Here is a 25,370-nt window from a genome sequence, read left to right as displayed (position 1 = left end):
CCTTCTCCTTTAAAATTTGATGTTTACACCGAACGTGTAGCGTTTCAGTTTGGGATACTGGGCGGAATGGCTCTCCTTGGCACGGGTGGCATTGGCCTCGCGGTCGTCGCTCATGTGGGAGTAAAGCCAGAGGTTGTTGCCGGCCAGATAGAGACGGATCGACTGGATGCCAGTCTTTTTGAGTTTAGGCCCGTTGAAAGTATAGCTCAGCTCGGCCGATTGCAGCCGCCACAGGGTTCCGTCCGCACGTTGGAGTTGCGATGCATAGAGCGAACGGTTCGAATTCATGAACGATATATGTCGGATCGAACCGCTGTCGTTATAACCGGGAATCCACATATTCTCCCACGTATCGCGGTCGATGGCCGTCGAATAAGAGGGCGAGGGGAACTCTTCATAGGTATTCTGACGCGAAACGTCAGTCTGCCCCACCAGCAGCGCCGAAAGAGAGAGATTCTTCCAGCCTACGAAAAGGTTGAGAGAGAACGAATAAAGCGGATAGTGGTTGTAATCGCAGGGGACATTGTCCTGACCATCCACCACACCGTCGCCGTTATAGTCCAGCAGGGCGTAGTTGCCCGGCACGTACCCGGTCATATTGTCCACACCCACATGAGTATAGATGTCGTCCCAACTCTGGATGATACCCGTTCCGGGAATTCCCGTAGGCTGGTTGATCGGCTTGCCAGCCTTTTTCTGATAATCGGGCGCCAGTTCGGGATCTTCGCGGAAAACAACCTCGTTTTTGGCATAGGAGACGGAACCTCCGACCTGATACGACCAGTCCGTGCCTATGTTGCCGCGAACCGTGGTTTCCAACTCCCAACCGCTGTTTTTGGTCTCGCCGATATTGGCCGAGACTGCGGACGCACCGAACCAGGGCGGTACGGCCCGCTGATCCCCGCTGATGAAGATATTGGTACGGCGGCCCCAGTAATAGTCAAATCCGAGTTTCCACATGCCGTTGAACAACGTGGTTTCCAAAGCGACATCGTTCTTATAAGCGGTCTCCCACTGGGCGTCGGGATTTCCGATCACCTTCACTTCAGCGCTCGAAAAATTCGGAGCCTGTCCGATCGGATAGCCAAAAACGCCTTCGTTGTTCTTTTTGGCCCACTGGGTCGAATAAAGCCATTTGGCGATACCCTCGTCGCTGCCAACGATACCCCATGAATAACGTACTTTCAGGAAATCAACGAATTTCACGCGTTCCCGAAAGAACTTTTCATTCGAAATGACCCAGCCGCCGGCCACCGAAGGAAAGAACCCGAACTTGTTGCCCGGACCGAATTTCTCCGAACCGTTGTAAGCGCCGTTAGCCTCGAACAGATAACGGTTTTTGAATCCGTAGGTCACACGCGCCGCCCACTCCTCGCGGTACGAAGCGAATGCACTGCCCTTGGCATACTGCTGGCGTTTGAAAAGCAACAGCCCCGTCACGTCATGCCCCTCGCCGAAAGTACGTTTGAAGTTGAGCGAAACCTGATAGAGCTGATCTTGATAGACTTGCTTATCGGCTGTCGAGGTGCTTACTTTCACCTGATTGGGATAGTAATCGAACCCGTGGGTAGCACTGTTGTAAGTTCCCGGATAGTTCCATGTAACGGCTCCCGTACGCGGATCAACGTACTTGGTCAGCGCACGATCCCCCGAAATACTGGGTCCCGTGGAGGTGTAATAGTTGCGGAAATTGGCGATGGCGTTGAGCGAAAGCCCCTTCACCAACATACCCAGATTCTGTTTAAGCTTGAGCGAAGCGTTGGCATCGGTCCGCACCTCCACGTTCTGCCCCGAATAGTTGAGCACCTCCACGGTGTTTTCCGTATCGGTCTTGGCCTTGTCGTTGCCGAAAGTACCGTCCTCGTAACGGACCGGATATTCGTCGGGAGCCTTGCGCCATACGCCCTTCCACAAAGTGGTGGCATTGGCGCCCACGGTGCGCTCCTGCCCGACGACCACGTCGATATCGGCACTGACCACTGTCGAAGGGGTTATCTGAAAGTCGAAATTACTGCGTACATTGATACGTTGAAAATCGTTCTTGGGAACATATCCCTGCCCGAAATCCCGGCCGCGGAGAATATCTCCGTCGTAGAGATACGAAAGGAATCCGTAATATTTCACGAATTTGGTACCGCCGCTGATATCCACACCGGCTTTGTGCGACCAGGCGAACTTTTTGAGCGTCTCGTTCTGCCAGTCCACATTGGGATAGAGGTAGGGATCGGAACCCGAACGGAATTTTTTCAGTTCGTTCATCGTCGTAATATAGGACCACAACTCGGGTTTGGCTCCCAACGCATTTTCAACGGCGAAGTTCCGCGCCACGCGCCCCTCATAGGAAGAGAGCAGCGTCGGGATCTTCGAAATGGTTTTCAGCGTGGTATGTGCGTAGACGTTCAGGCTCATCTTTCCTTCCACGCCGCGCTTGGTCGTGATGAGGATGACACCGTTGCCGCCCCGCACGCCGTAAACTGCCGTAGCCGAAGCGTCCTTCAGCACCGACATCGACTCGATCTCGTTCACGTCTACATCCTCCATGCGGCGCTCAATGCCATCCACCAGAATCAACGGTGCCGAACTGGTCCACGACGACATGCCGCGGATGAGAATCTGCGCCTCCTCTTCGCCCGGTTTGCCGCTCGACGAAAGGGCCGTGAGTCCCGGAACCAGTCCGTTCAAGGCGCTCGAAAGCGATGTCATGCCGCCCGTGCTTTGAAGTCGTTCGCCCTTGACCTGGGTGATGGCGCCTACCACGCTCTCTTTTTTCTGCACGCCGTAACCGACCACTACGACCTGCTCGACATTGAGAGCCTCGGATTGAAGCGTGACATCGATGGTCTTTTGGGCATGTACGGCGATCGTCTGATCGGTCATTCCGAGATAGCTGAACCGCAGCGACTCGCCGCGCCTGACCTCGATCGTATAGGCGCCAAGCAGGTCCGTAGAGACGCCCCGCGTAGTACCGACCACAACCACTGATGCGCCGATAACCGGTTCTCCCGCATTATCGGTAACTTTGCCTGTCACCTTGAACAACGGCCCTTCCTGCGCCCCCGCCCACAACGGCAGGACCATCAGCAACGACAGAAAAGCGACACGTAAAGCAGCTTTCGTAAATTTTACCATGGTTCATTTATTTTTTGGTTTGTAGTTTCCGTGAAACACGCCGCTTCAGGTATTGTGCGACCCGAACGGACGTTCGTCATTGATCGAGGGTGCGACATTCACCTCACGCATGTATTTCCGGCGCAGCTGCATGAACTTCTCCACCAGTTCCGGACGCTTAGGAGCGATGTTCCGTTTCTCACCCGGGTCCAGGTCCAGGTCGAAGATCAGCAATTCGACCCGAGCCGTATCCTGCAAATAAGGCGTCTGGGTATACCAATCACCCGGCACTTCGAAGATCGCCTTGTGCCGGCCCTTACGCAAAGCTGCCAGACGGCTGCCCCGGTAATAAGCGAATTCACTGCGGACGGACTGCTGCTTTCCGGTCAGCATCGGCATCAGATCCACTCCGTCGATAGGGCGGTCCTCCGGAACTTTTGCACCGCACAGCGAAGCAATGGTCGGCAGTAAGTCGAGCTGGGTGCCGATCTCCATGCAGACACTTCCGGCCGGAATATCTGCCGGGAAACGGAAAATCCCCGGTACGCGGAATCCTCCTTCCCAGCCACTGCCCTTGCCGCCGCGCAGGTGGCCTGCGCTGCCGCCATTGTTGGGCGTGAATTTGATGGCCGGACCGTTATCGCTGGTAAAGATCACCAGCGTATTCTCGTCCAAACCGTTCTCGCGCAGACATTTCATTACCTCGCCCACACTCCAATCGAGCTCCTCCACAGCATCGCCGTAGCGTCCGGCGCGGCTGGCATGCTCGAACTGCTTCGAAGCCATGACCGGCAGATGCGGATAGGCATGCGACAAGAAAAGAAAGAAAGGTTCGTCGCGGTGTTCCCGGATATATTCCCGGGCCCGTTCGGTATACATCTGCGTTAGATTGGGCCGGTCGGCATGTTCCTGAAGCACAGTCTCGTTCTCCATGAAAGGAAGCGTCCGGTAATTGTTGGGCGAATAGAGACCATAGAAATAGTCGAACCCGTTGTCGTCGGGCAGGTAAGGATGCGCATGTCCCTGATGCCACTTGCCGATGAGTGCCGTCGCGTAACCCGCTTCACGCATCACATCGGCGAGGGTGACCTCCTCTTCAGGAAGTCCCCGCGGAGTATCGGGAAAAAGCACGCTCTCACGGTCGCCATACATACCTGAACGCACCGGATAGCGCGCCGTGAGCAGTCCCGCCCGTGAAGGCGATGACACCGCCGCAGGCGCATAGAAAGAATTCATCTTCACCCCTTCGGCCGCCAAGCGGTCAATGTGCGGAGTTCGGATGGTGGGATGACCATAACAGCTCAGATCACCGTACCCCATATCGTCAACATAGATCAGGACGACGTTGGGACGCGGATCGTTCCGCCCGGGAAGGTCGGCAGCACGGCACGGCATGCCGGCCTGCGACGTACAGAGCAGCAGACAGGATGAAACCGGAGTAAACAAACTTGAATTCATATCGGTCGTAATTGTTGGTTTTATTTTATAATCAGCGTTTTATCCCATGACGCCACCCGAGACGCGAAGCGGTAAAGTTGCGAGTAACCACCACACCCCGATCCGCACAGGAATCGGCCCAGCGGACCATCCGGTCAATCATATCCTGGGCATCCTTCGCGGAACCACCCGCCGCACGCAGCCGGCAAAGAGTGAATTCATCGCGCAAGTATTCCAGCGACAGGGATAAACGTCTCAAGGCACGGGAATAAGTGTCGTTCCCGCGTATTCTCCGGGCAAGCCCGGCAGCAACCGCGTCAATTTCGGCAAGCCAGCCGTCGTATTCGGCGACGGTTTTGAGTGTCGTATTGGGAATAGCGGCTCCGCACCGCGGAAGCCGTTCGAAGAGGTCGAGAACTTCGCGCGCAAATGCCGCATGACGGCCGTAACGCGCCTGCGTAAAGCCGCACAGTAGCGAATCAACGTCGAGTGCCGGATTTGCAGCAACACGCGCCAGTAAGTAATGGTTGACCTCGTAGGCGGCCCAGTCGCCGGGTTCACCGTAGATGCTCACTCCCGACGCACCGTTGGCCGCATACCACCTCACATCATCGGCGATATAATGCGGTAGCACCAGCGGAAGACTCCGCCAGGCGTATTTGCGATAATAGGAATAAAGGTTGATCTGTCCGTCGAAACGGTCACGCCACTGTCGAAAAGCCGTGACATACATTCGGTTCTTCGGATTCGCCGCGTCGTCGATCTGCGTTTCGAAACATTGATCAATGGGACAGAAATCGACCATTACAGCCGGTGAAAGAACGTTTTTACGGGCAGGATCGAGATACACCTCATAAGCGAGACACTCTACGCGAAGATGCGGAAACTCCTCCCGCAGCGCTTCGGCCACACGGTTGACCAGCCGGACATGCTTTTCCGAATCGGAGCCGAACGCCCGGCAGGCTTCACAACGGCACCATTTTGCACCGTCGGGCGGCCAGAATGCAAAAGTATCAATTTCGGGATGCGCCCGCAGATAACCTTTAACGGAGTCGATCAGGTACTCCACGGCCCGGGACTGCGACGTACAGATCACATAACGCGGTTCGCGGCGGCGTTCCCCCTGCTCGTCCATACCGAACCATTCGGGGTGTGCGCCGAACAGTGCACCGCCGTCGGACGAAGCGTTCAGAAAATTCTGATAGCCGTGGCCGCCGACTTCGAGCGTTATGCTGCGCCTGCGAAGCTCCGGCATGAGAAAGCTGCGCATCTTATCCCACATCACGCGCCCCTTGCCCTGATAGTCGATCGGCACCACCAGCGTATTGTAACCCGCCTTGGGCATCCACTCCACCAGTTGACGGAGATTTCGCTCATCATGCGAAAGCCCCTCCTCGACATAAATCTTACGGCTGGGCAGCACCGGCTTCACCACAACCCGCTCTGGACCGGAATAGACCAAGGCTTTCGTCTCCGGAACCACCTCGGCCGCACCTTCATAGAAGTCGTAGTCAGGTGCCAGCCAGCAACATCCCAAGCGCTCCAACAGACCGTAAACGGCACAAAGCAAGGCCCGGGGCGATTCGCCCCAAAGCAGGATATCGCCGCCGCTGACGGTTATGGAGTAACTATCTCCGGTCCCCGGATTCGCGAGGGGAGGGGAATTTTGACCTTTGGAAATGCCGCCTGCCGCCAAAACGATCTTACCGGCAACTGCCGAGGCGACCGTATCCGCCCCGCTCATCCGCGTAAGGTAGGTTTTGAGTTGTTCACACGCATAAACAACTGTCGTATCCTGCGGAGCAAGATTTTCGAACGTGACGGCCATCTTGCCGTGGCGGGCGAGAACGACACAGACGGATTCGTCCTCCGGAATGGCAGGCATACCGGGATCTGTCGATTCACAGGAAGTCAGAGCAGCCGCATCGCAGAGCCGGTCGAACCAAAGGCTCCGTCCATCCGTAGAACGGGCTCCATAACCAGCGGGAAGTGTTGCAAGAGATGCCGTCAACGGCTTTCCGGATTCCCGTTCACGCCCCGGGCGAAGGCGCCCCCCAAGCGGGCAGTAGCAGTTATCGCGGAGTTCGGTCCCGGCTCCGGGACGGTTGCGGCTGACTACCACGCTGTCTGCGGTTACAATCAGGTTTCGCCACACGGTATTCGCCGATGCCGTCTGCATGATGCGGAATACCCCCTGCTCGTTCCCGTTGCGTTTGCGGCGGATGATCGTGTTATGCTCGAACAAGCAGTCCCGGCCATGCCACAGCAGCGCGAACGACTGGTAATCGTCGCTGATGTTGTCGTAGATGTGCAATCCACCGTAATCCGGCGCCGTAACGACATCCTTGTAAGTCACTTCGAGGAAACCCTGATTCCCCTGCGAGAAATTATGATGTATTGCAATATCATGCTTAGGCGTACGTCCATCGTCAATCTCGACGGCACCGCCGTCGGCTCCCAGCAGCCCCGCGGTTTTCCAAACAATCGAAGCATCCTCCGCCCGGTAGTTACGAATGACATTGTAACGCACTTCCTGATGGTCCGCACCGAGCCAGATGGCGATAGGGCCCCAACTCCACTGTTTGAGTACGCGCGTACAGTCGTGCAGGTGGTTCCCCTCGATAAGGGTATACTCCCCGTTACTTTTGATACCCACGCCGCAGTCGGTGAATTCGCAGCCGCGGATGACACAATGGCGCGCAGAAGAGTCTATCACGACGGCCCCCAGCTGCCACATATCGGTAAAGGAAGCGATACGATGCTGCTGCGGAATCTCCGCAAGCGTATGCGCAAAGGCCAATTGTCCGACGTGGAGATAATCCCCCCGCAGGCGGATGCAATTCCCGAAACCGGCAGTATCCGAATTGGTGAACAGGGGTGCGGGAAGGTGTTTGCAGCCATAACTCGTAAAACGGATCGGAGCCACAGCACTCCCCGACGCATGTACGTCAAGGCACCCATCGAATCGGCTGCCCCGGGCAAACGACACGACATCACCCGGCTGTAAGCTGCAACACGAAAGCCGTTCGAGCGTCCGCCAGGCGCAGCGCGGCGAAGTTCCGTTCTGCAGGTCGTCACCCATCCGGGAATCGACCCAGAAGGTCCGGGGCGCGGCCATGCCGTTCCCGCCCGTCAGGCAGCAAAATGCCAGAACGAGCAGGAACGGGAGAAAGCCGGAGCGGAAAACGCGATTAGGTTTCATCGGTTCGGAAATCGGGAGTGAGGAATCGGTTTACGGTCTTTCGGGATTATCGGTCAGCGTCGGATAAGCCCCGGCAGAGAAAGTCCACACGGAAGCGTCCCAACCGACAATAGGCGTCCCCGAAATGAACCACACGGCATCTTCCTGTTCGGACTGTCCGGCAACATCCACTGCCGGATTCTTTTGCCCCCGGCCCAGACCGCCGATCATCCCCTTGTCCGCTTCGTAGTAACAACCCTCCACCCCGGAGGTATTCGATCCGCCGGACCCGGCAATGGCCGCATAGCGGTTGGCATCCGTTGCAAGATACTGAGTAAACTGGCCTGTGTTGTAACAATTCTTCACGACGAAGCCTTTCGTATTGATATTTCCTACGATACCTCCGGTATTACCCGTCGAACCCTGAGCAACGATCTCGGCACGGTTGTAACAATTCTCTACGGTACCCGTGTTCATGCACCAGCCGATTACGCCGCCCGTCTGGCGATAGCCGTCGATACGTCCCAGATTGAAGCTCTCGCGGAGGGTCGCATCGCCCTGGAAACTGCCGACCACGCCGCCGATACGGACCACCGTGGTACCGGTCTTCGCCATTTCCCCATAGTTGGCACAACGCACAATGTCGATATTTCCCATCGTCGTTCCCAAAATACCGCCCGAATTGCCCTGATAGGTGATCTTGGCATAGTTGCGGCAGTCCGCGATCAGCACGCGGGCCTCTTCTGAAGAGCCATCCGCCTGTCCGGCGATACCGCCGACATTGTTCACGGTTCCCGAGCCCTCGGCGGTGATCTCGCCGCGGTTCACGCAATTCTCTATCGTCACGTTGCCGCCGGCGACAACAGAAACGATACCGCCCATGTTGCCCGGCCCCGAAGCAGCCCCTTTCAGAGTCACGGAACTCTCGCAGCCGCTGATAAGCGTGAAATCGGCACAACGGCTTACGATACCGGCCACATACCCTGCCGTGCCCATCGCCGTGCCGGAAACGAAAAGATTCCGAATCTCGGCCTTGTGATCGGCGTCCATACCGCCTACATGGCGGAAGAGTGCATGCCCGCAGGTCACACCGTCGAGGCTCTCCGCTCCGGAAGAGGCGACGGTAAGCCCGGTGACGTTCTTTCCGCCGCCGTCGTAGACGCCTGCGAACTTGCAGGCCGCCGAGCCGATGCCGACCCAATTACTAAACTCCGACAGCGAAATATCGGTCGTTTGGAGGAAATAGAATCCCGCATAATCATCCCCCTCGTTGACCGTCGCCGCAAGTCCCGACAGATGTGCGGGTTTGGCAATCCGGATGGGGCGTTCGGCCGATTCGCCGCCGAACGACTCGAAAACGGCATGCCAATGTTCCATCTCCGTGCAAACACTCTCCTCGCCGATGGTGAAACGCCCGCCGAGATAGATGGAACTACCGTCTTCGGGCGTCACGCTGACAAGGGTATATTCACCCGCCGGCAGCGCTTCATCATAGCTAATGGAGGTGTTCGAGTCCATGACAGCGACACTGCCCGAACGAGTCAGGTTCTCCCCGGAGGCCGGAGCAATCAGCAGCGATGCGTTACCCAACGGCAGCGTTCCGTCCATACCCTCGATCGTCAGATTGTATCGGGCCGGGGCACGCAGTTGTGTGACGGTCAGCTCCGCGCAGAGCTCCGGATCTGCCACGGAAACAATACGCAGCGTAGCCGCACGCGACTCCCCGTCCGTATTTTCAAGAATCGAGAACACAGCCTGTCCCGAACCGGTAAAGGGTCCGGAAGGGCTGACGACGGAAGCCCATCCCGAAGCGCCGGAGACAATCTCCACCTCGGTCCGCCATTCGAGATTGGCCGTTACTCCGATCGTATAGGCCCCGACGGCATCCGACGGAAGAGTGACACTACCTGCAGGTTCGATCAGGATCGAAGGCGCCGCACCCAGCTGGGTGACGACGACCGCCGGAGCGGAAAACTCCCGTCCGCTGCGGGTCGAACGCCCCGTAACGGAAATCGAAGTCGAACGGGTGTCGATCGTCTCGTTTTCCGAGAGGGAAAAAATAATGCGTCCGATGCCCATACCGCTGTCTTTCTCCAAGGTCAGCCAGCTCCGGTCGGCTTCAGGTACGGAAGCCTTCCATTCCACATCGGAGGAGGCTTCGACCATCACGATAACGTTCATGGCCTCTGCGTTGTCTTTGTTCACCCGTTCCGCCAGGACGTTGAATTTCGAGGCGGCATCGTCCTCTTTGTCGTCGCAGCCCGTGAAGAACGCTCCCGCGGCGAGGACGAAAAGTAACATAATAAACCTTTTCATATCTGGTCAGTAGTTTTTAGGTTCGTTATTCAAACACCGGCGTTTCGAGGTTCGCCACCTCGAAATTACCGGCTGACAGCCAGTTAGCTGCCGTCAGACGGGTACCGTTGATCGTCACGTTGTCGAAAACGAAACCGTCGAATTTCTCCTTCGAATCGTTTCCGGTGATGTAATTCTTAAAGCCGGTCTCGATATTCATCCGCACTTTCCAGTCGCGCAGTGTGAGGCCATGGATCGGACACGGGCTGAACGGATGGGGCGAGATGCGGAATACAAGCGGAACGGCCGTTTCGGTCACGAGGTCCTCGATGACCCAGTTGCGCAGATACCCCGTCTTGCCCGCCTCATATTTGTCCCCCACGCAGCTCAGCACCCCGCGGTTGATCTCCGAGTTGTTCCACTCGGCATGCAGGATGTCCACGCGCCGAATGGCCACGTCAGCCGCCGTGGCACCGCCCCAGCTCATCTGGATGCAACCGCCGTTGTTCAGCTGCCAAAGCACCATATCGCTGAAAGTGATGTTGTCGCGGTAGGCCTTGATATTGTCGTCGTTCGCCCAGACGAAACAGTTGGAAACCGAGGAACCTGCAAATGCCGAAATACCGTCGCAGTTATAGGTCCAGGCACCGATGATCTTCGTCCAACGGACGGTGTTGTTCCTGCCGATAAGCCGCACGGAGAAATATCTGTTGTCGGCAAGGGTGATTCCCTCCACGGTGATGCCATCACTGCCATCCGTGGCCTCGATCATGTGCGACTCGCGATATTTCATACGCCCCTGCGACAACACGCCGCGGCCAAAAATCCGCACACCGGGACGCCCCTCCATAATGATCGAACCGTAGACCCATGCTCCGCCCTCAAGGTAGATGTTACGGATATTGGCAGGGACCTTATAAACGCCGATATCATGCACGCCGGGCCGGAAATAGAGCCCTGTCGCCGAAATGGGGACAGCTTCCACATCGGCTGCCGTGGCGTTTTCGAGTGCCGCATACCCGGCATCGTCCGAGGCAGGAGCATCTTCTTCCATCGGATCGGCGAAGAGCATCAGCCCGTTTTTATAGCCGTTGAAACCGACCTCCACCGAACATTGGCCGGGCTTCGTGAGCGTGAAACGCACCACATCACCCTCTACCGACGGCGTGACGCCGTAACGGGAAGGCAGCACTTTGACACCGCCGAAAAAGGGCACCTTCTGACGGTCAAGCACCCGGACCTCAACTTCAACCCGGCCGCGGAACGAGAAATTCGCCCAACTAATGCTCCGCCCCTTGAAAATCCCGAGCGGATAGGAATCGGTCGGCGTCATGTCCATATAACCAGCCTGATAGACCGGACAGGAGCTTTGGAATACGGGAATGGTCGTCCGCTCGTCTCCCTGAATGAGTGTCACAGAGTAGACCGTCGAGCGCGGCACACCGGGATAACCCTTCGGGTCGTCATAAACCGCCAACCTCCATTCGGATACAGGAATGTCCGGCCCGTCCGGTCCTTCTGGCTCCGTCCGGGTTTTCTCCTCATCCTTTCCGCAGGCCCCGAGCAGCGCAAAAAGACAGATTACAGTAAAAAAGCAGAGTTTTCTCATACTGATTCGATTTTATCATACTATCAATCTCCGGCTACTGGATCTTATCGGGCCGCCGGTTTCGCTTTCAGCGAACAGTCGTCGATGCGAAGCGTCATGTGCCGATCCTCAGCACCCCGGAATCCGATCTCCACGACCAGCAAATCCTCGCCGCCGCTCGCCACGCCGAGTCCCACCCGGGTCCATTCGGGTTTATCCCCGAAAGTCACCGACGCCATCTCCCGGCCGCCGGGGGTCAATACCCGCACAACGCCTTTTCCGCCGAATCCTCCGCCCTCGGTCCGCACGAAGCAGCTCAGGCGATATTCACGCTCCGGAGCGACCCGGACCAGCTGCCGGACCCCGGAGAACAGGCGCGTATTGGCTCGCGGATAACCGCTGCGGAACCACGACCCAAGCAGGGCATTGCAGAAGCCCGTCCGGGCCCGGTTTTCGGCCACACCTTCGATACGGCCTACACGTTCCACGGGAAGGATATGATTGTTTCTCAGGTCCGAGAAAAAACTCCATGCGGGGTCATCATTCTCGAAGCCGGGGTCGGTAAGCAGTTCCAGACGGTCCAGTTCCGCCGCCGTATAACGAGCTCCCGTAAGCGGACCGGGCGTCTTCGACGACTGATATTCCGTGCGCCGCAGGTCTGTGCCACGAACCGGAACGACGATCCACTCCTCTCCGTCGAGCTCCTCGATACGGCCTCCGAAAGAGGGAATCACTCGTCGGGCCACGTCCAGCGTAAGGGCGACCATGTCGTCGAAGGTCCGTGCAAAGTATTTGAACCGCCGCCGGCGATCGAGCGCAGCAAGCAATTCCTCATCCACGGCTTTCATGCCGCGCGAAGCGAGCAGTACGCCCGCCGCGATCGAGGCGTTGCAGTCCGAATCCTCAGACCCCTGCACAGCGATATGCATGGTCCGGTGCAGATCGCCGCCGCCGTAGAGCAGCGCCATTACGCTCATCGCCGCCATCGACTTCGAATCGAGGTTGATACCCTTCCGCACACCGCCGTAAGGCCACGCAATCCAGTTATTTTCTTCATTCCACCAATACTTGTCCATGATGAGCCGCCACGTATGCTTCCAGTCGTCGGGATAAAGACGGTGCCAGCGAACGACGTCGCGCACTGCTTGAGCAAGCAGACTCTGTTCGGGGATCGACCGCAATGCCGCGTCGACGATGCAGTGCAGGTCCTCCGTGAAAAACGCCTCGCAGTACATCGCCCCGACGAAGACCCCGCCGTAAAGGCCGTCGCCGTAGCAGCGGTCGGAACCGAACGTCGCGGCGAAGCGCACGGAAACTGCCGGAAGACCGGGAGCAGCGATGCCCGAATAATCGGCTCCGCAGGTATAGCCACAACCGTCCGACGTAGGTTTATAGTGCGGATGGCCCAGATCGGGAGGGGCGATGCCGTCCTGCGTGACGAGTGCATTGCGTCCGCCGTATTCGAACTGCCGGTTCAGCCGTTCGAGACAAGCCTGCCGGGAGGTAATCTCCGGGCCGTACTCCCAGAGCAGTTCGAGCGAGAGCAGCGACAGATAGAGATCGTCCTGATTGTACCCCTCGTTGACCATCTCCGGCCGCCAGGGCTGCATCATCGAATCGGGAACCAGCCGGTGGCTGTACCTGAATTCGGTGGTGATGCCCCACCCTACGCCGGCCATCTTTCCCAACCAAGCCGCACGGACCTTGTCGGCGTATTCGGACAATGCTATACGCCTCTCCCGGACAGCGCCCTGCGCAGGCAGGAGCGCCGCCAGAGAGAGAAGCATCGCAAGGCAGAGAGCATACTTTTTCATCGCCACCCCTCCATCGGGTTATTTCGTTGTATAGACGACCACATCTTGCAAGACCACATTGGCCTCCGCAATGGGATTGAGCCACAGAATCGTCATCGTATGCTTGCCTTCCGGCAGATCATAATTCCAATAGATGTCGAATTTGCGGCTGGCGAAATCGGCCGGCATGCGCACGATCTCCTTATTACCGTCGATAGTCACGGCCAGTTCCGCCACATAGTCCTTCGGACAGAGGTTTTTCTTCGAATTGACCTTGCCCCTGCAAACAATGGCCGAGCCATCGAAATCATACGTATAGAGTTTCTTGAAATTCTTGTAGTTGACGCTCCGTTTTTCAACGAGCGACAGCCCCTCGAAGCTCTGCTCCAAACGCACGGGTTCGGGTTTCTGAATCTTGATAACCACCTTGTCGCCATCGACCGTGCCGCCGTTTCGCTCGATCATCTTCAACGCATGGTCGAAACTCATCCGGTAGACCTTGTTGAGCGAAATATCGGTATGGTCGAAATTCAGGTCCTCGACCTCACGGATATTTTTAAGCCACTTTTCGGAAATACGGCTGTAACCGAGCATCGTGCCCAGGATACCGCCTGCCGTGGCGGGATTGCAGTCGGAATCGGCGCCGCAGCGGGTCGAAACCTCCAACGTGCGGTCCATGTCGCCGTCGCCGTAGAGCAGGCCCATCACCACATAGGCCGAATTGAGCTTGGCGTCGATGTTGAACGGTGCCTTGGTACCCTGCGGACAGTTGATCTCATCGGCCCACTTGTCCTCGACCAGCTGCCAAGTCGTTTTCCAATCCCTATTCTCGCTGCACCATGCGATCACGTCCTGCATGCACTTGTAGTAATTGCTCCCGGCAGGAATTACCTTCAAGGCTTCCGTCACAACGGTATGGATGTCGTCATATACGAATGCCGAAGCATAAAGTGCCGCCACGTAGACGCCGCCGTACCACCCGTCGCCGTAGCACATGATATGTCCTACCTTGTCGCAGATCTCCGAAGCCGAATTGACCATACCCGGAGCCATCAATCCCGCGAAATCGGCCTCGATCTGGAAATCGATGTCGTCGGCATGCGGGTTGTTTTTCCAATGGCCGCTCGCGGGAGCGGAAATCCCGTTGAGAATGTTGTAGCGTGCCGCCTGATTGGCGTGCCACAGTTTATAGCCCGCATAGGCGAAGGCATTGGCCAAGGAATCCACCGGCACGTCGAAATCGTATTTGTCAAAGACCTCGACAAACGTAAGGTCCATGTAAATATCGTCGTAGAGACCGCCTTCATTTTCGTAGTACCATTTGCAGTAACCGTCGGGCCATACGATCTCCACGCTGTCGGGGATCATACAGCCGTTATACCGGAATTCCGTCGGGCCGCCATACGTGCAGCCGAAGGTCTGGGCGGCCCAGCCGCCCTTGATTTTGTCCAAAAGCTGCTCGCGGGTGAGCGTTTTGGTCGCCGTATCGGTATTGCAGGAGGCTGCGGCCAGAATCGACGCGAAAAGCAGGACGGTCGTAATCAGTTTGATTTTCATGCGAATAAAACGGATTAAAGGATTAAGATCGAAGAGTTAGTTTCCACCGGCGGCGATAATGAAGCCCAGGCCGGCAATAAAGAGAGCAAACATGGCCGCGAGCAGATAGCCTACCGATCGTCCGGCACCCTTGAACTCTTTCCAGATAAATACGCCCCAAACAGCGGCAATAAGAGGTGCACCCTGCCCCAGCGCATAGGAAATGGCAGCTCCGGCCTTGCCGGCCGCAATGTAGCTGAATGCCGTACCCAGACACCAGACTGCGCCTCCCAGCATGCCCACCAGGTGAGTCGGGGTCGTACCCTTGAAATATTCCTTATAGGCAACGGGCGTTCCGACGAACGGACGCTTCATGACGTAAGTGTTGAAGACAAAGTTACTCAGCAACACTCCGATTGAGAAGATGAAGATCGCCGAATAAGGCGTCAGCATACCGACGGTCGGATCGCTGAAATTGTCGAGGTCCATCGCCGCAGCCACGAAACGATAGAAGAAGGCCATCAGCACACCCGCCAGCACCGCCAGCAGAATCCCTTTGCGGTTGTCGGCTCCGCGCTCCCTGCCGGCATTCATTTTGCCGGAGGCAATGCCGTTGCAGACAATGGCCGCCACAATCAGCGCCACACCGAGAAAGAGAATTACGGGATCGCCTTTCGGCGCACCGATATAATTGACGATCACGCCGATCACCAGCGCCAGCCCAACGCCCAGCGGAAAGGCCACGGCCAGACCGGCCAGCGACACCGAAGCCGAAAGCAGGATGTTCGACGCATTGAAGATGACACCGCCGAGGATGACGCTGCCGATACCCTTCGGATCGGCCTGTGCGAGGTCTTCGAGGAAGGGACGACCCTCGCTGCCGAAACTGCCCATCGTCAGGCCGATCAAGAGCGAAAAAAGCACCATGCCGATGACATAGTCCCAGTAAAAGAGTTCATACCGCCAGGTCTTTCCGGCCAGTTTCTGGGTATTACCCCACGATCCCCAACACAGCATCGTAACGAAGCAGAATATGACGGCCAAGGCGTAACTGTTAACGACAAACATAATTCAGAAGTTTTAAGTGATTTATTTGTTGGTTGACATTCATTGCATCAAGGCATCGACCTCGCTGCGGGTCGGGATGGACGACTGTGCTCCCATGTGCGTCACGGAGATCGAAGAGGCCGTCGTCGCGAACTCCAAGGCGGAAACAAGATCCCTGCCTTCGGACAAAGCGACGCACAACGCCCCGTTGAATACATCGCCGGCGGCCGTCGTATCCACGACCTCGACGCGGCGGGCCGGAATCCGAACACACTGCGACACATTTTTCAACAGCGATCCCAGCGCCCCCATCGTAATCACCACATTCTCCACACCGGCGGCCAGCAGAATATCGGCAGCCCGTTCGGCATCCTCCCAACTCTCGACAGGGATACCGGTCAGCAATTGGCTTTCGGTGCGATTAGGAGTAATCAGGTACAACTTGCGCATCAACTCCGGGGAGAGTTTCGCCGCAGGCGCCGGATTGAGGATTACTTTTGCACCTTCGGCTACGGCCACTTCAGCAGCATACTCGACGGTTCCGATAGGCACTTCCAACTGCATGAGTACATATTTCGCCTTGCTGATTCGTTCCCGCACAGCGTCAATGTCGTTCCGGCTCAAAGCGCCGTTGGCCCCCGAAGCGACCACGATACAATTCTCGCCTTTACCGTCCACGGTAATCAGCGCTGTTCCCGAGGGAGCCTCTTCATCGACGAACACGAAGTCGGTATTCAAATTGTCCTTCGCATAGTTTTCGAGCGACTTCTCGCCAAACAGATCCTTGCCCACGCGAGCCACAAAAGTCGTACGTCCGCCCAGCCGGGACGCAGCGACAGCCTGATTGGCGCCCTTGCCCCCGGCGGTCATCATGAAAACGCCACCCAGCACGGTTTCGCCGGGTTCAGGGATACGCTGTGTTTTAATGACCAAGTCCGTATTGGAACTGCCTATTACTACGATTTCTTCCATTTTATATATGAGGTAAATTATGATTTTCAAATCGAAAAATATTTTTCCAAATTACTGTCACAAATTACGCAAACGCTTGTGCAAATAAGAAAAAAGAGAGCGTCCAATCAAGAGCACAACCGCAAACAAGGTATCCGAAACCGAAAAGTATACGGATTTTGTTGCTGGGATATGACGACACTATCTTCGATCCTCAAATCGGCGGAGAGAGCGAAAAGGGGAAATGAACAGCTCAAAACAGAAAATCCGGGCGAATCACAATCGCATGAGGCCGGACAAGTGCAAAATCGATTCATGGTTTAGGTCGGTAGTTGGTTAGGCAAGCATTTACGCAAGCGCTTGTGCAAACTTAAATATATATTTCCGAAATAAAAAATTTTCAGCCCGATTTTTTTATTTTCGAATGAATTTTCGATTTTTATTTCTCCCGGATTTGTCGTATCTTGCCTAAAATATGCAGACATACACCATGGCAAACGAAACACTCGTCACCATTTCACAAAGAACCGGATTCTCGATCTCCACGATCTCCCGCGTATTGAACGGGCAAGCCGAAAAATACCGTATCAGCGCAACAACGGTCCGGCTCATCGAGGAAGAGGCCAAACGCTGCAACTATATCCCCAACCTGCTGGCCAAAGGACTGACGACACGCCGGACAAACATCATCGGACTGCTCATTCCGAGTGTCGATAACCCTTATTTCGCCAATATCGCCAGCGTGGTCATCTGCCAGGCTAAAACACAGGGATTCACTACAATGATCGTGGACACGATGGAAAACGAAAAGAACGAACAACAGGACGTGCTGTCGCTTATCTCACGCAAAGTCGATGGCATCATCATCGTTCCCTGCGACCGGGACCCCGCCTTTTTGGAACGGATCAGCAAGCACAATATCCCCATCGTGCTCATCGACCGCTACTTCGACGCCACATCGCTTCCCTATGTCTGCACCGACAACTACCAAGGCGGCTATGAGGCTACAATACACCTCATAGGTCTCGGACATGAACGCATCGCCTGCATTCAGGGCGTGCCCTATTCGATGCCCAACAAGGAACGGGTAAGGGGTTACCGCGAAGCGCTTCGACAGAATAACCTGGAAGAAAACGCCCGCGTTTTGGGAACGGATTTTTCAGTACAAAACGGGTACTTGGAAACCAAATTACTGCTCAATGGACCATCAATCCCTACGGCGATCTTCACGCTCAGTAACACGATCCTGCTGGGAGCCGTTAAAGCCATCCGCGAGTCGGGCTTCCGCATTCCCCAGGACATATCGATCATCTCCTTCGACAACAACACCTACCTCGATTATCTCGATCCAGCCATCACCCGCGTCAGCCAGCCTACCGAAGAGATCGGTATCCTCGCCGTCAAAATCCTGACGGAAAGCATCGCCGACAACAAAACAGGAGATACCCAGATCCTGATTCCTCCGAAGTTGATCGTCTGCAATTCGGTTTCCCGATTGGCCGTTCTCGAAAAATAACGGCCGGAGTTCACACGCTTCCGAGATGACCCAGGCAAGTTCATCGTACGCATATTTCAATTTCATCCGGCAGAGTCCCCAAGCAACACCTAAGCCCACAGGGCTTCGAGACGCTGGGCGACGATCTCGTCCGTGATGTAATCGTCGTACTCCATATAGCGGTCGATCATGCCGTTGGGTGTAAGTTCGATGATACGGTTGGCGACCGTATTGACGAACTCGTGATCGTGCGAACTCAGCAACACGTTACCTTTGAAATTAATCAGCGAATTGTTGAACGCCTGGATGGATTCGAGATCGAGGTGATTGGTCGGAGAGTCCAGCACGAGCGTATTGGGCTGCTGGATCATCATTTTCGCCACCATGCAGCGCACCTTCTCGCCTCCGGAAAGCACGCAGACCTTCTTGTGAATCTCCTCGCCGCTGAACAGCATCTTGCCCAGATACCCCCGCAAATACAACTCCGAGGTATCGGACGAGAATTGCGCCAGCCAATCGACGATCGAAAGCTGACTCTCGAAATAGGGAGCGTTGTTGAGCGGGAGGTAGGCGTAATTGATCGTCGTGCCCCACTCCACAACGCCCGAATCGGCCTTGTCGTCGCCGACAAGAATGTCGAACAGCGCCGAAACCGCCCGCGGATCGCGCGCAAGGAATGCGATCTTGTCGCCCTTCTCGACCGTGAAGCTGACATTGCTGAACAGCCGTTCGCCGTTCACGGTCTTGCTCAGTTCATCAACCCCGAGAATCTTCGTGCCGGCCTCGCGTTCGGGCTGGAAGATAATGCCCGGATATTTGCGCATCGAGGGTTTGATCTCCTCGATATTGAGCCGTTCGAGCATCTTCTTGCGCGAGGTCGTCTGCTTCGATTTGGCAACGTTGGCGCTGAATCGCTGGATAAATTCCAACAACTCCTTTTTCTTCTCCTCGGCCTTCTTGTTCTGGTTCTGCTGCTGGCGCAGGGCGAGCTGACTCGACTCGTACCAGAAACTGTAATTCCCCGAAAAGAGGTTGATGTCGTTGTAGTCGATGTCAACAGTATGCGTGCACACTGCGTCGAGGAAGTGACGGTCGTGGGACACAACCAGCACCGTATTTTCGTAATTCGAGAGGTAATTTTCGAGCCAGGCGATCGTCGGCCGGTCGAGGTCGTTGGTCGGCTCGTCGAGCAGCAGGTTGTCGGGTTTGCCGAACAGCGCCTGCGCCAGCAGTACGCGCACCTTCTCCTTGGCGCTCAAATCGCTCATCAACTGGTAGTGCAGCGCCTCCCTGACCCCGAGACTGCTCAGCAGGTTGGCGGCGTCGCTCTCGGCGTTCCAGCCCTGCATCTCCGCGAATTTCTCTTCGAGTTCCCCGGCCCGCAGCCCGTCCTGCTCCGAAAAATCGGGCTTGGCATACAACTCCTCTTTCTCTTTCATCGTGTTCCACAGGGGCTGGTGTCCCATCAGCACCGTATCGAGGACCGTATATGCGTCGTACTCGAAATGGTCCTGCCTGAGGACCGACAACCGTTCGCCTGCCCCGAATGCCACATTGCCCCTCGACGGGGTTACCTCGCCGCTGAGGACTTTCAGGAACGTGGACTTCCCCGCCCCGTTGGCTCCGATCACACCATAGCAGTTGCCCGGAGTAAATTTGAGATTAATATCCTTGAAAAGAACCCTTTTTCCGTATTGTACCTCTAAATTTGAAACTGCAATCATCCTTAAAATCCGTATTTGAAACTGCAAAAGTAGCCCAAAAGAACGAGGAAACCGCACCGAAATCAAAAAATCGTCAGAAACGCCCCCGCAGCAGTCGGAAACAAATCCGGAAAAGCGAGGTATCGCAGGCCGGGTTTGCAAAAAATTTTAATAACACATCCGGTTTCAAATGCGATGCCGGAGGCAGTTTCCAATTAACATTCCGAAAAAAAACGCACGATTTGAATTACGAATCGTCAGCGCTCCGGAGCGGCGGGAATCGGCAGCCGGGCGAAAGATTCCTAAAAATTCGACCGAAAAAGACCTATTTGACAATATTATTTAATATATTTGCATAATGTAGGATTCGGGTCGGCACGGACACGGACGAATTCGCACCGTCCCGCCCCCCCTTTCCCCCAATTATTGTGAAATCGTTGTTACTAACCCTAATCTGAAATCAAAATCATGGAACAAACAAAAGTGCGGGAGTTGCAGGATGTCGTGATACGCTTCTCGGGCGATTCGGGCGACGGCATGCAACTTACGGGCACGCTCTTTTCCGACACTTCGGCGCTGCTGGGGAACGGCATCTCGACCTTCCCCGACTATCCGGCCGAAATCCGCGCCCCGCAGGGCACCGTGGCGGGCGTCTCGGGATTCCAGGTACATTTCGGCAACCACCGCGAACTCAACCCCGGCGATTACTGCGACGTGCTGGTGGCCATGAACCCCGCGGCGCTCAAAGCCAACCGCAAATGGCTCAAACCCGGCGCCACGGTCATCCTCGACGGAGATTCGCTCACCGAGGAACACCTCAAAAAGGCCGGATTCGCAACGCTGGACCCGCTGGAAGAGCTCAAACTCGACGAATACAACGTCGTGGTTCCCGACATCACCTCCATGACGCGCGAGGCGCTGAAAGAGACCGGACTCGACAACAAGGCGATCGTCAAGTGCAAGAACATGTTCGCGCTGGGCATCTGCTTCTGGCTGTTCGACCGTCCGGAGGACTACGCCCTGAAATACCTCGACGGCAAGTTCGCCAAGAAGAATCCCGCCGTGGCCGAGGCCAACAAGCTGGCCATCGCGGCAGGCTACAACTACGCCGCCAACACCCATCAGTTCGCCAACAACTACACCGTGGCCCCGGCTCCCCGCGAGAAGGGCACCTACCGGTCGATCAACGGCAACGTCGCCACGGCGTGGGGCCTGTGCGCCGCCGCCGAGAAGGCCGGACTGCCGCTCTTCTGCGGTTCGTACCCGATCACCCCGGCGACGGTGATCCTCGAGGAGCTGGCCAAGCGCAAGGACCTCGGGGTGAAGACCGTGCAGGCCGAGGACGAGATCGCGGGCATCTGCACCGCCATCGGAGCCGCCTTTGCAGGCAACTTCGCCGTGACGACCACCTCGGGACCGGGCCTGTCGCTCAAAAGCGAGGCGCTGGGTCTGGCGGTGATGACCGAACTGCCGCTCGTGGTGGTGGACGTACAGCGCGGAGGCCCCTCGACGGGACTCCCGACCAAGACCGAGCAGAGCGACCTGGCACAGGCCCTCTATGGCCGCAACGGCGAATGCCCGGTGATCGTCGTGGCCGCGTCGTCGCCCAGCGACTGCTTCCACTACGCCTTCGAGGCCGGACGCTTGGCTATGGAGCACATGACGCCCGTGGTCCTGCTGACCGACGGATTCATCGCCAACGGCTCGGAGCCGTGGCGCATCCCGTCGATGAAGGACTACCCCGCCATCCAGCCCCCGATCATCGACGAGGCCCCCGAAGGCGGATTCATGCCCTACGTGCGCAACGAGAAACTGGCCCGCGGCTGGGCGTTCCCCGGCAAAGTGGGTCTGGAGCACCGCGTGGGCGGATTGGAGAAGGACTGCGTGAAGGGCTGCATCTCGCACGACCCGGCCAACCACCAGAAGATGACGCGCACGCGCGCCGAGAAGGTGGCCAAAGTCGCCGAGAACATCCCGGCGCAGAGCGTCTACGGCGATGCCGAAGGCGATCTGCTGGTCGTAGGCTGGGGCGGCACGCGCGGCCATCTGCAAAATGCCGTGGACGAAATGCGCAAAGAGGGCAAAAAAGTCTCGCTGTGCCATTTCAACTACATCAACCCGCTGCCGAAGGGCGTGCGCGGGATCTTCTCGAAATTCGGAAAGATCGTCATCTGCGAACTCAACGAAGGCCAGTTCGCCAACTACCTGCGCCAGAACTTCCAGGAGTTCCCCTACGAACAGTACAACAAGTGCGAGGGCCAGCCCTTCACGGTTGTAGAGCTTAAACAGAAATTCGAATCCTTATTGAAGTAATCATGGCAGACTACAAATACACCCCTGCGGATTTCAAGAGCGACCAGGAGGTACGCTGGTGCCCCGGATGCGGCGACCACGCCATACTCAGCGCCGTGCAGCGCGCGCTGCCCGAGATCGCCGACGCGCTCGACACGCCCCACAACCTGTTCACGTTCGTGTCGGGCATCGGCTGTTCGTCGCGCTTCATCTACTACATGAAGACCTACGGGTTCCACTCCGTCCACGGACGCGCCAACGCCGTGGCGACGGGCGTCAAGACCGCCAACCCGCGCCTCTCGGTGTGGGTGACGACGGGCGACGGCGACTCGCTGGCCATCGGCGGCAACCACTTCATCCACGCCATCCGCCGCAACGTGGACCTGAACGTCATTCTGTTCAACAACGAGATCTACGGCCTCACCAAAGGCCAGTACTCCCCCACCTCGAAGCTGGGCAAAATCACCAAGACCTCGCCTTACGGCACGGTCGAGAAGCCGTTCAACCCCGGCGAGCTGGTGATCGGCGCCAAGGGCACGTTCTTCGCCCGCACGATCGACATGGAGGTCCAGTTGTCGAAAGAGTGCATGATCGCCGCCGCCAAGCACAAGGGCATGTCGGTGATCGAGGCGTTGCAGAACTGCGTGATCTTCAACGACAAGACCCACTACGACTTCGCCGCCGACAAGGCCACGCGCGCCGAACGCACGGTGACGCTGCGCCACGGCGAGAAGATGCTCTTCGGGGCCAATAAGGAAAAAGGTCTCGTGTTCGAGAACATGAAGCTCAAGGTGGTGACCGTGGGTCAGGACGGCTATACGCTGGACGATGTGCTGACGCACGACGCCCACGAGCGCGACACGACGCTGCATTCGATGCTGGCGGCCATGAAGTACCCCGACTATCCGGTGGCGCTGGGCGTGATCCGCGAGGTCGAGGACGACGCGGTGTACGACCGTGCCGTGGAGCGTCAGGTCGAGGAGGTGAAGGCCGCGAGCAAGATCCGCTGCGTGGACGACCTGCTGCGGTCGGGCGCCACGTGGGAGGTGGAATAGCCGGTTTTTCCACAGCCGGAACGCTTCGGGGCGCTGAAAATGAATTTCAGCGCCTCTTTTTTCACTTCGGATTTTGCAGAATAAAAAAATCCGATTATCTTTGCACCTGCATCGGGGGATTAGCTCAGCTGGCTAGAGCGCTTGCATGGCATGCAAGAGGTCACGAGTTCGAATCTCGTATTCTCCACACGAAAAAAAGACCATCGGATTTCGATGGTCTTTTTTTACACGGTTCCCGTCGGGCCGGCGGACTCCCGAAACAGAGCGGCACATGAGCGAACGACACAAAAGACTGCACCCGGCGATGTTCGCCGGAACGGGCAGCGACGTGGGCAAAAGCCTGCTCGCTGCGGCTTTCTGCCGCATTTTCCGCCAGGACGGATATGCTCCCGCACCGTTCAAGGCCCAGAACATGGCCCTGAACTCCTATGTGACGGCCGACGGCGGCGAGATGGGCAGGGCGCAGGTCGTGCAGGCCGAAGCCGCCGGCGTGGAGTGCCATACGGACATGAACCCGCTGCTGTTGAAACCCAACACCGACAAGGTCTGTCAGGTGATCCTCAACGGCCGGGTCGTCGGAAACAGCTCCGCCGCCGAATTCTTCCGCACCGGGCCCGGGCGGGAGGCCCTGCGGCGCGAGGTCTGCGCCGCCTACGACCGTCTGGCGGCGCGCTACAACCCCGTGGTGCTCGAAGGCGCCGGAAGCATCAGCGAACTGAACCTGCGCGATGCGGACCTCGTGAATATGCCGATGGCCGCCCACGCCGGGGCGGACGTGTTTCTGGTGGCCGACATCGACCGCGGAGGGGTGTTCGCCTCGGTGTACGGAACGATGCAGCTGCTCGAAGAGTGGGAACGCCGGCTGGTCAAAGGCATCTTCATCAACAAGTTCCGCGGCGACATCAGCCTCTTCGACGAAGGCCGCCGGATGCTCGAAAAACTCTGCGGCATCCCCGTGCTGGGCGTGATCCCCTACCTGCGCGACGTGCATATCGAAGCCGAAGACTCCGTGGCGCTCGACCGGCGCCACCGCCGGGCCGAACCCGGCAAGGTCAACATCGCTGTCGTGCTGCTGCGCCACCTCTCGAATTTCACCGATTTCGATACGCTGGAACGCCGTCCCGGCGTCTGCCTCTATTACACCGATTCGCCCGAAGCGCTCGACGATGCCGACATCGTCTTCCTGCCCGGGTCCAAAAGCGTGATGGCCGACCTGGCGGAACTCCGCCGCAAGGGGCTGGCCGACCAGATCGTCCGGCTGGCCGAAGAGGGACGTACCGTGGCGGGCATCTGCGGCGGTTATCAGATGATGGGCCGCACCATCCGCGATCCGCACCGCATCGAAAGCGACACGGAAACGATGCCGGGACTGGGACTGCTGCCCGTCGAAACCGTGCTGGCCGGCGAGAAGGTCACCCGGCAAATCCGGTTCACCCTCCCCGGCGACGACCGCACGGGATCGGCCTACGAAATCCACATGGGACGCACCGCTCCGCTCCCCGGACACGCGGCGGAACCGCTCGCACGCCTCGCCGACGGAACCAGCGACGGCTGCGTCGCCGGGAACTGCCTGGGAACCTACCTGCACGGAATCGCCGACAATCCCCTTTTCATCGACCGTCTGCTGCGCCCCTTCGCAGCACGGCTTCCCCGGACGGAGCTCCCCGACGCCCGCGCCTACAAGGACCGGCAGTACGACCTGCTGGCCGATCGCGTGCGCCGGAACACCGACATGGAACGGCTTTACGAAATCCTGAGCCGCTGAAAACAGCTCCGTGCGGGAAGCCCCGCCGGAAGAGAAGCATCCCGAAAATTAGTTAGCGTAAAAAATACCCCAAACGGCCGCCCGCCGGAAAGCCGGGATACGCCGGACACTTAGTCCCGAAAAT

At 57.4% G+C, this 25,370-nt stretch carries 14 protein-coding genes and 1 tRNA gene; 5 read left to right on the top strand and 10 right to left on the bottom strand.

Annotated features, from left to right (window positions below):
- Nucleotides 1–9 precede the first annotated feature (9 nt).
- From WMO46_RS07785 to rbsK, 9 genes are read right to left on the bottom strand one after another with little or no spacing between them, the layout of a single operon-like run.
- Nucleotides 10–3,129: a SusC/RagA family TonB-linked outer membrane protein gene (locus tag WMO46_RS07785; protein ID WP_349094136.1), complete on the bottom strand. Its 3,120-nt coding sequence runs from the start codon at nucleotides 3,127–3,129 to the stop codon at nucleotides 10–12.
- A 45-nt stretch (nucleotides 3,130–3,174) separates the two neighbouring features.
- Nucleotides 3,175–4,566: a sulfatase family protein gene (locus WMO46_RS07780; RefSeq protein WP_349094135.1), complete on the bottom strand. Its 1,392-nt coding sequence runs from the start codon at nucleotides 4,564–4,566 to the stop codon at nucleotides 3,175–3,177.
- Nucleotides 4,567–4,597: 31 nt separating this feature from the next.
- On the bottom strand, nucleotides 4,598–7,747 hold the full coding sequence (locus tag WMO46_RS07775) for a DUF4838 domain-containing protein (protein WP_349094134.1): 3,150 nt from the start codon (nucleotides 7,745–7,747) through the stop codon (nucleotides 4,598–4,600).
- A gap of 30 nt (nucleotides 7,748–7,777) precedes the next feature.
- Nucleotides 7,778–10,042 (bottom strand): BACON domain-containing protein, encoded by a 2,265-nt coding sequence (locus tag WMO46_RS07770; RefSeq protein ID WP_349094133.1) that lies wholly within the window; start codon nucleotides 10,040–10,042, stop codon nucleotides 7,778–7,780.
- A gap of 25 nt (nucleotides 10,043–10,067) precedes the next feature.
- Entirely contained in the window at nucleotides 10,068–11,630 is a 1,563-nt protein-coding gene (locus tag WMO46_RS07765; RefSeq protein ID WP_349094132.1) for a glycoside hydrolase family protein, read from the bottom strand.
- A 44-nt stretch (nucleotides 11,631–11,674) separates the two neighbouring features.
- The gene (locus tag WMO46_RS07760; protein ID WP_349094131.1) at nucleotides 11,675–13,423 is read right to left on the bottom strand and encodes an ADP-ribosylglycohydrolase family protein; all 1,749 of its coding nucleotides are present in this window, start codon (nucleotides 13,421–13,423) and stop codon (nucleotides 11,675–11,677) included.
- A gap of 18 nt (nucleotides 13,424–13,441) precedes the next feature.
- A complete protein-coding gene (locus tag WMO46_RS07755; protein WP_349094130.1) occupies nucleotides 13,442–14,959 on the bottom strand; it encodes an ADP-ribosylglycohydrolase family protein in 1,518 nt (505 codons plus the stop codon).
- Between the two features lie 36 nt (nucleotides 14,960–14,995).
- The gene (locus tag WMO46_RS07750; protein ID WP_276760879.1) at nucleotides 14,996–16,006 is read right to left on the bottom strand and encodes a GRP family sugar transporter; all 1,011 of its coding nucleotides are present in this window, start codon (nucleotides 16,004–16,006) and stop codon (nucleotides 14,996–14,998) included.
- A gap of 39 nt (nucleotides 16,007–16,045) precedes the next feature.
- A complete protein-coding gene (gene rbsK / locus WMO46_RS07745; RefSeq protein WP_349094154.1) occupies nucleotides 16,046–16,957 on the bottom strand; it encodes a ribokinase in 912 nt (303 codons plus the stop codon).
- A 469-nt stretch (nucleotides 16,958–17,426) separates the two neighbouring features.
- Between rbsK and WMO46_RS07740 the strand changes: the two genes are divergently transcribed.
- Nucleotides 17,427–18,452 carry a LacI family DNA-binding transcriptional regulator gene (locus WMO46_RS07740; protein ID WP_349094129.1) on the top strand — a complete coding sequence of 342 codons (1,026 nt, stop codon included), beginning with the start codon at nucleotides 17,427–17,429 and terminating at the stop codon, nucleotides 18,450–18,452.
- A gap of 89 nt (nucleotides 18,453–18,541) precedes the next feature.
- Here the strand turns inward: WMO46_RS07740 and WMO46_RS07735 are convergent, their stop codons facing one another.
- Complete coding sequence (locus WMO46_RS07735) at nucleotides 18,542–20,155, bottom strand: ABC-F family ATP-binding cassette domain-containing protein (protein WP_276760875.1); 1,614 nt, start codon at nucleotides 20,153–20,155, stop codon at nucleotides 18,542–18,544.
- Between the two features lie 447 nt (nucleotides 20,156–20,602).
- On the opposite strand from WMO46_RS07735, the gene WMO46_RS07730 reads away from it, so the two are divergent.
- The 4 genes from WMO46_RS07730 to WMO46_RS07715 all read left to right on the top strand — a co-directional run bounded on the left by WMO46_RS07730 (nucleotide 20,603) and on the right by WMO46_RS07715 (nucleotide 25,246).
- Nucleotides 20,603–22,447 carry a 2-oxoacid:acceptor oxidoreductase subunit alpha gene (locus WMO46_RS07730; protein WP_349094128.1) on the top strand — a complete coding sequence of 615 codons (1,845 nt, stop codon included), beginning with the start codon at nucleotides 20,603–20,605 and terminating at the stop codon, nucleotides 22,445–22,447.
- A 2-nt stretch (nucleotides 22,448–22,449) separates the two neighbouring features.
- Nucleotides 22,450–23,481, top strand: coding sequence for a 2-oxoacid:ferredoxin oxidoreductase subunit beta (locus WMO46_RS07725; RefSeq protein WP_019150862.1), 1,032 nt, complete (start codon nucleotides 22,450–22,452; stop codon nucleotides 23,479–23,481).
- 113 nt (nucleotides 23,482–23,594) lie between these two features.
- Nucleotides 23,595–23,668, top strand: a tRNA-Ala gene (locus WMO46_RS07720).
- A gap of 84 nt (nucleotides 23,669–23,752) precedes the next feature.
- Entirely contained in the window at nucleotides 23,753–25,246 is a 1,494-nt protein-coding gene (locus WMO46_RS07715) for a cobyric acid synthase (protein ID WP_278963985.1), read from the top strand.
- Nucleotides 25,247–25,370 lie beyond the last annotated feature (124 nt).

The organism is Alistipes intestinihominis (assembly GCF_040095975.1).
Taxonomy (GTDB): Bacteria; Bacteroidota; Bacteroidia; order Bacteroidales; family Rikenellaceae; genus Alistipes; species Alistipes senegalensis.
Note: the sequence above shows the minus strand (reverse complement) of the source record. Positions and strands in the feature narration are given on the sequence as shown.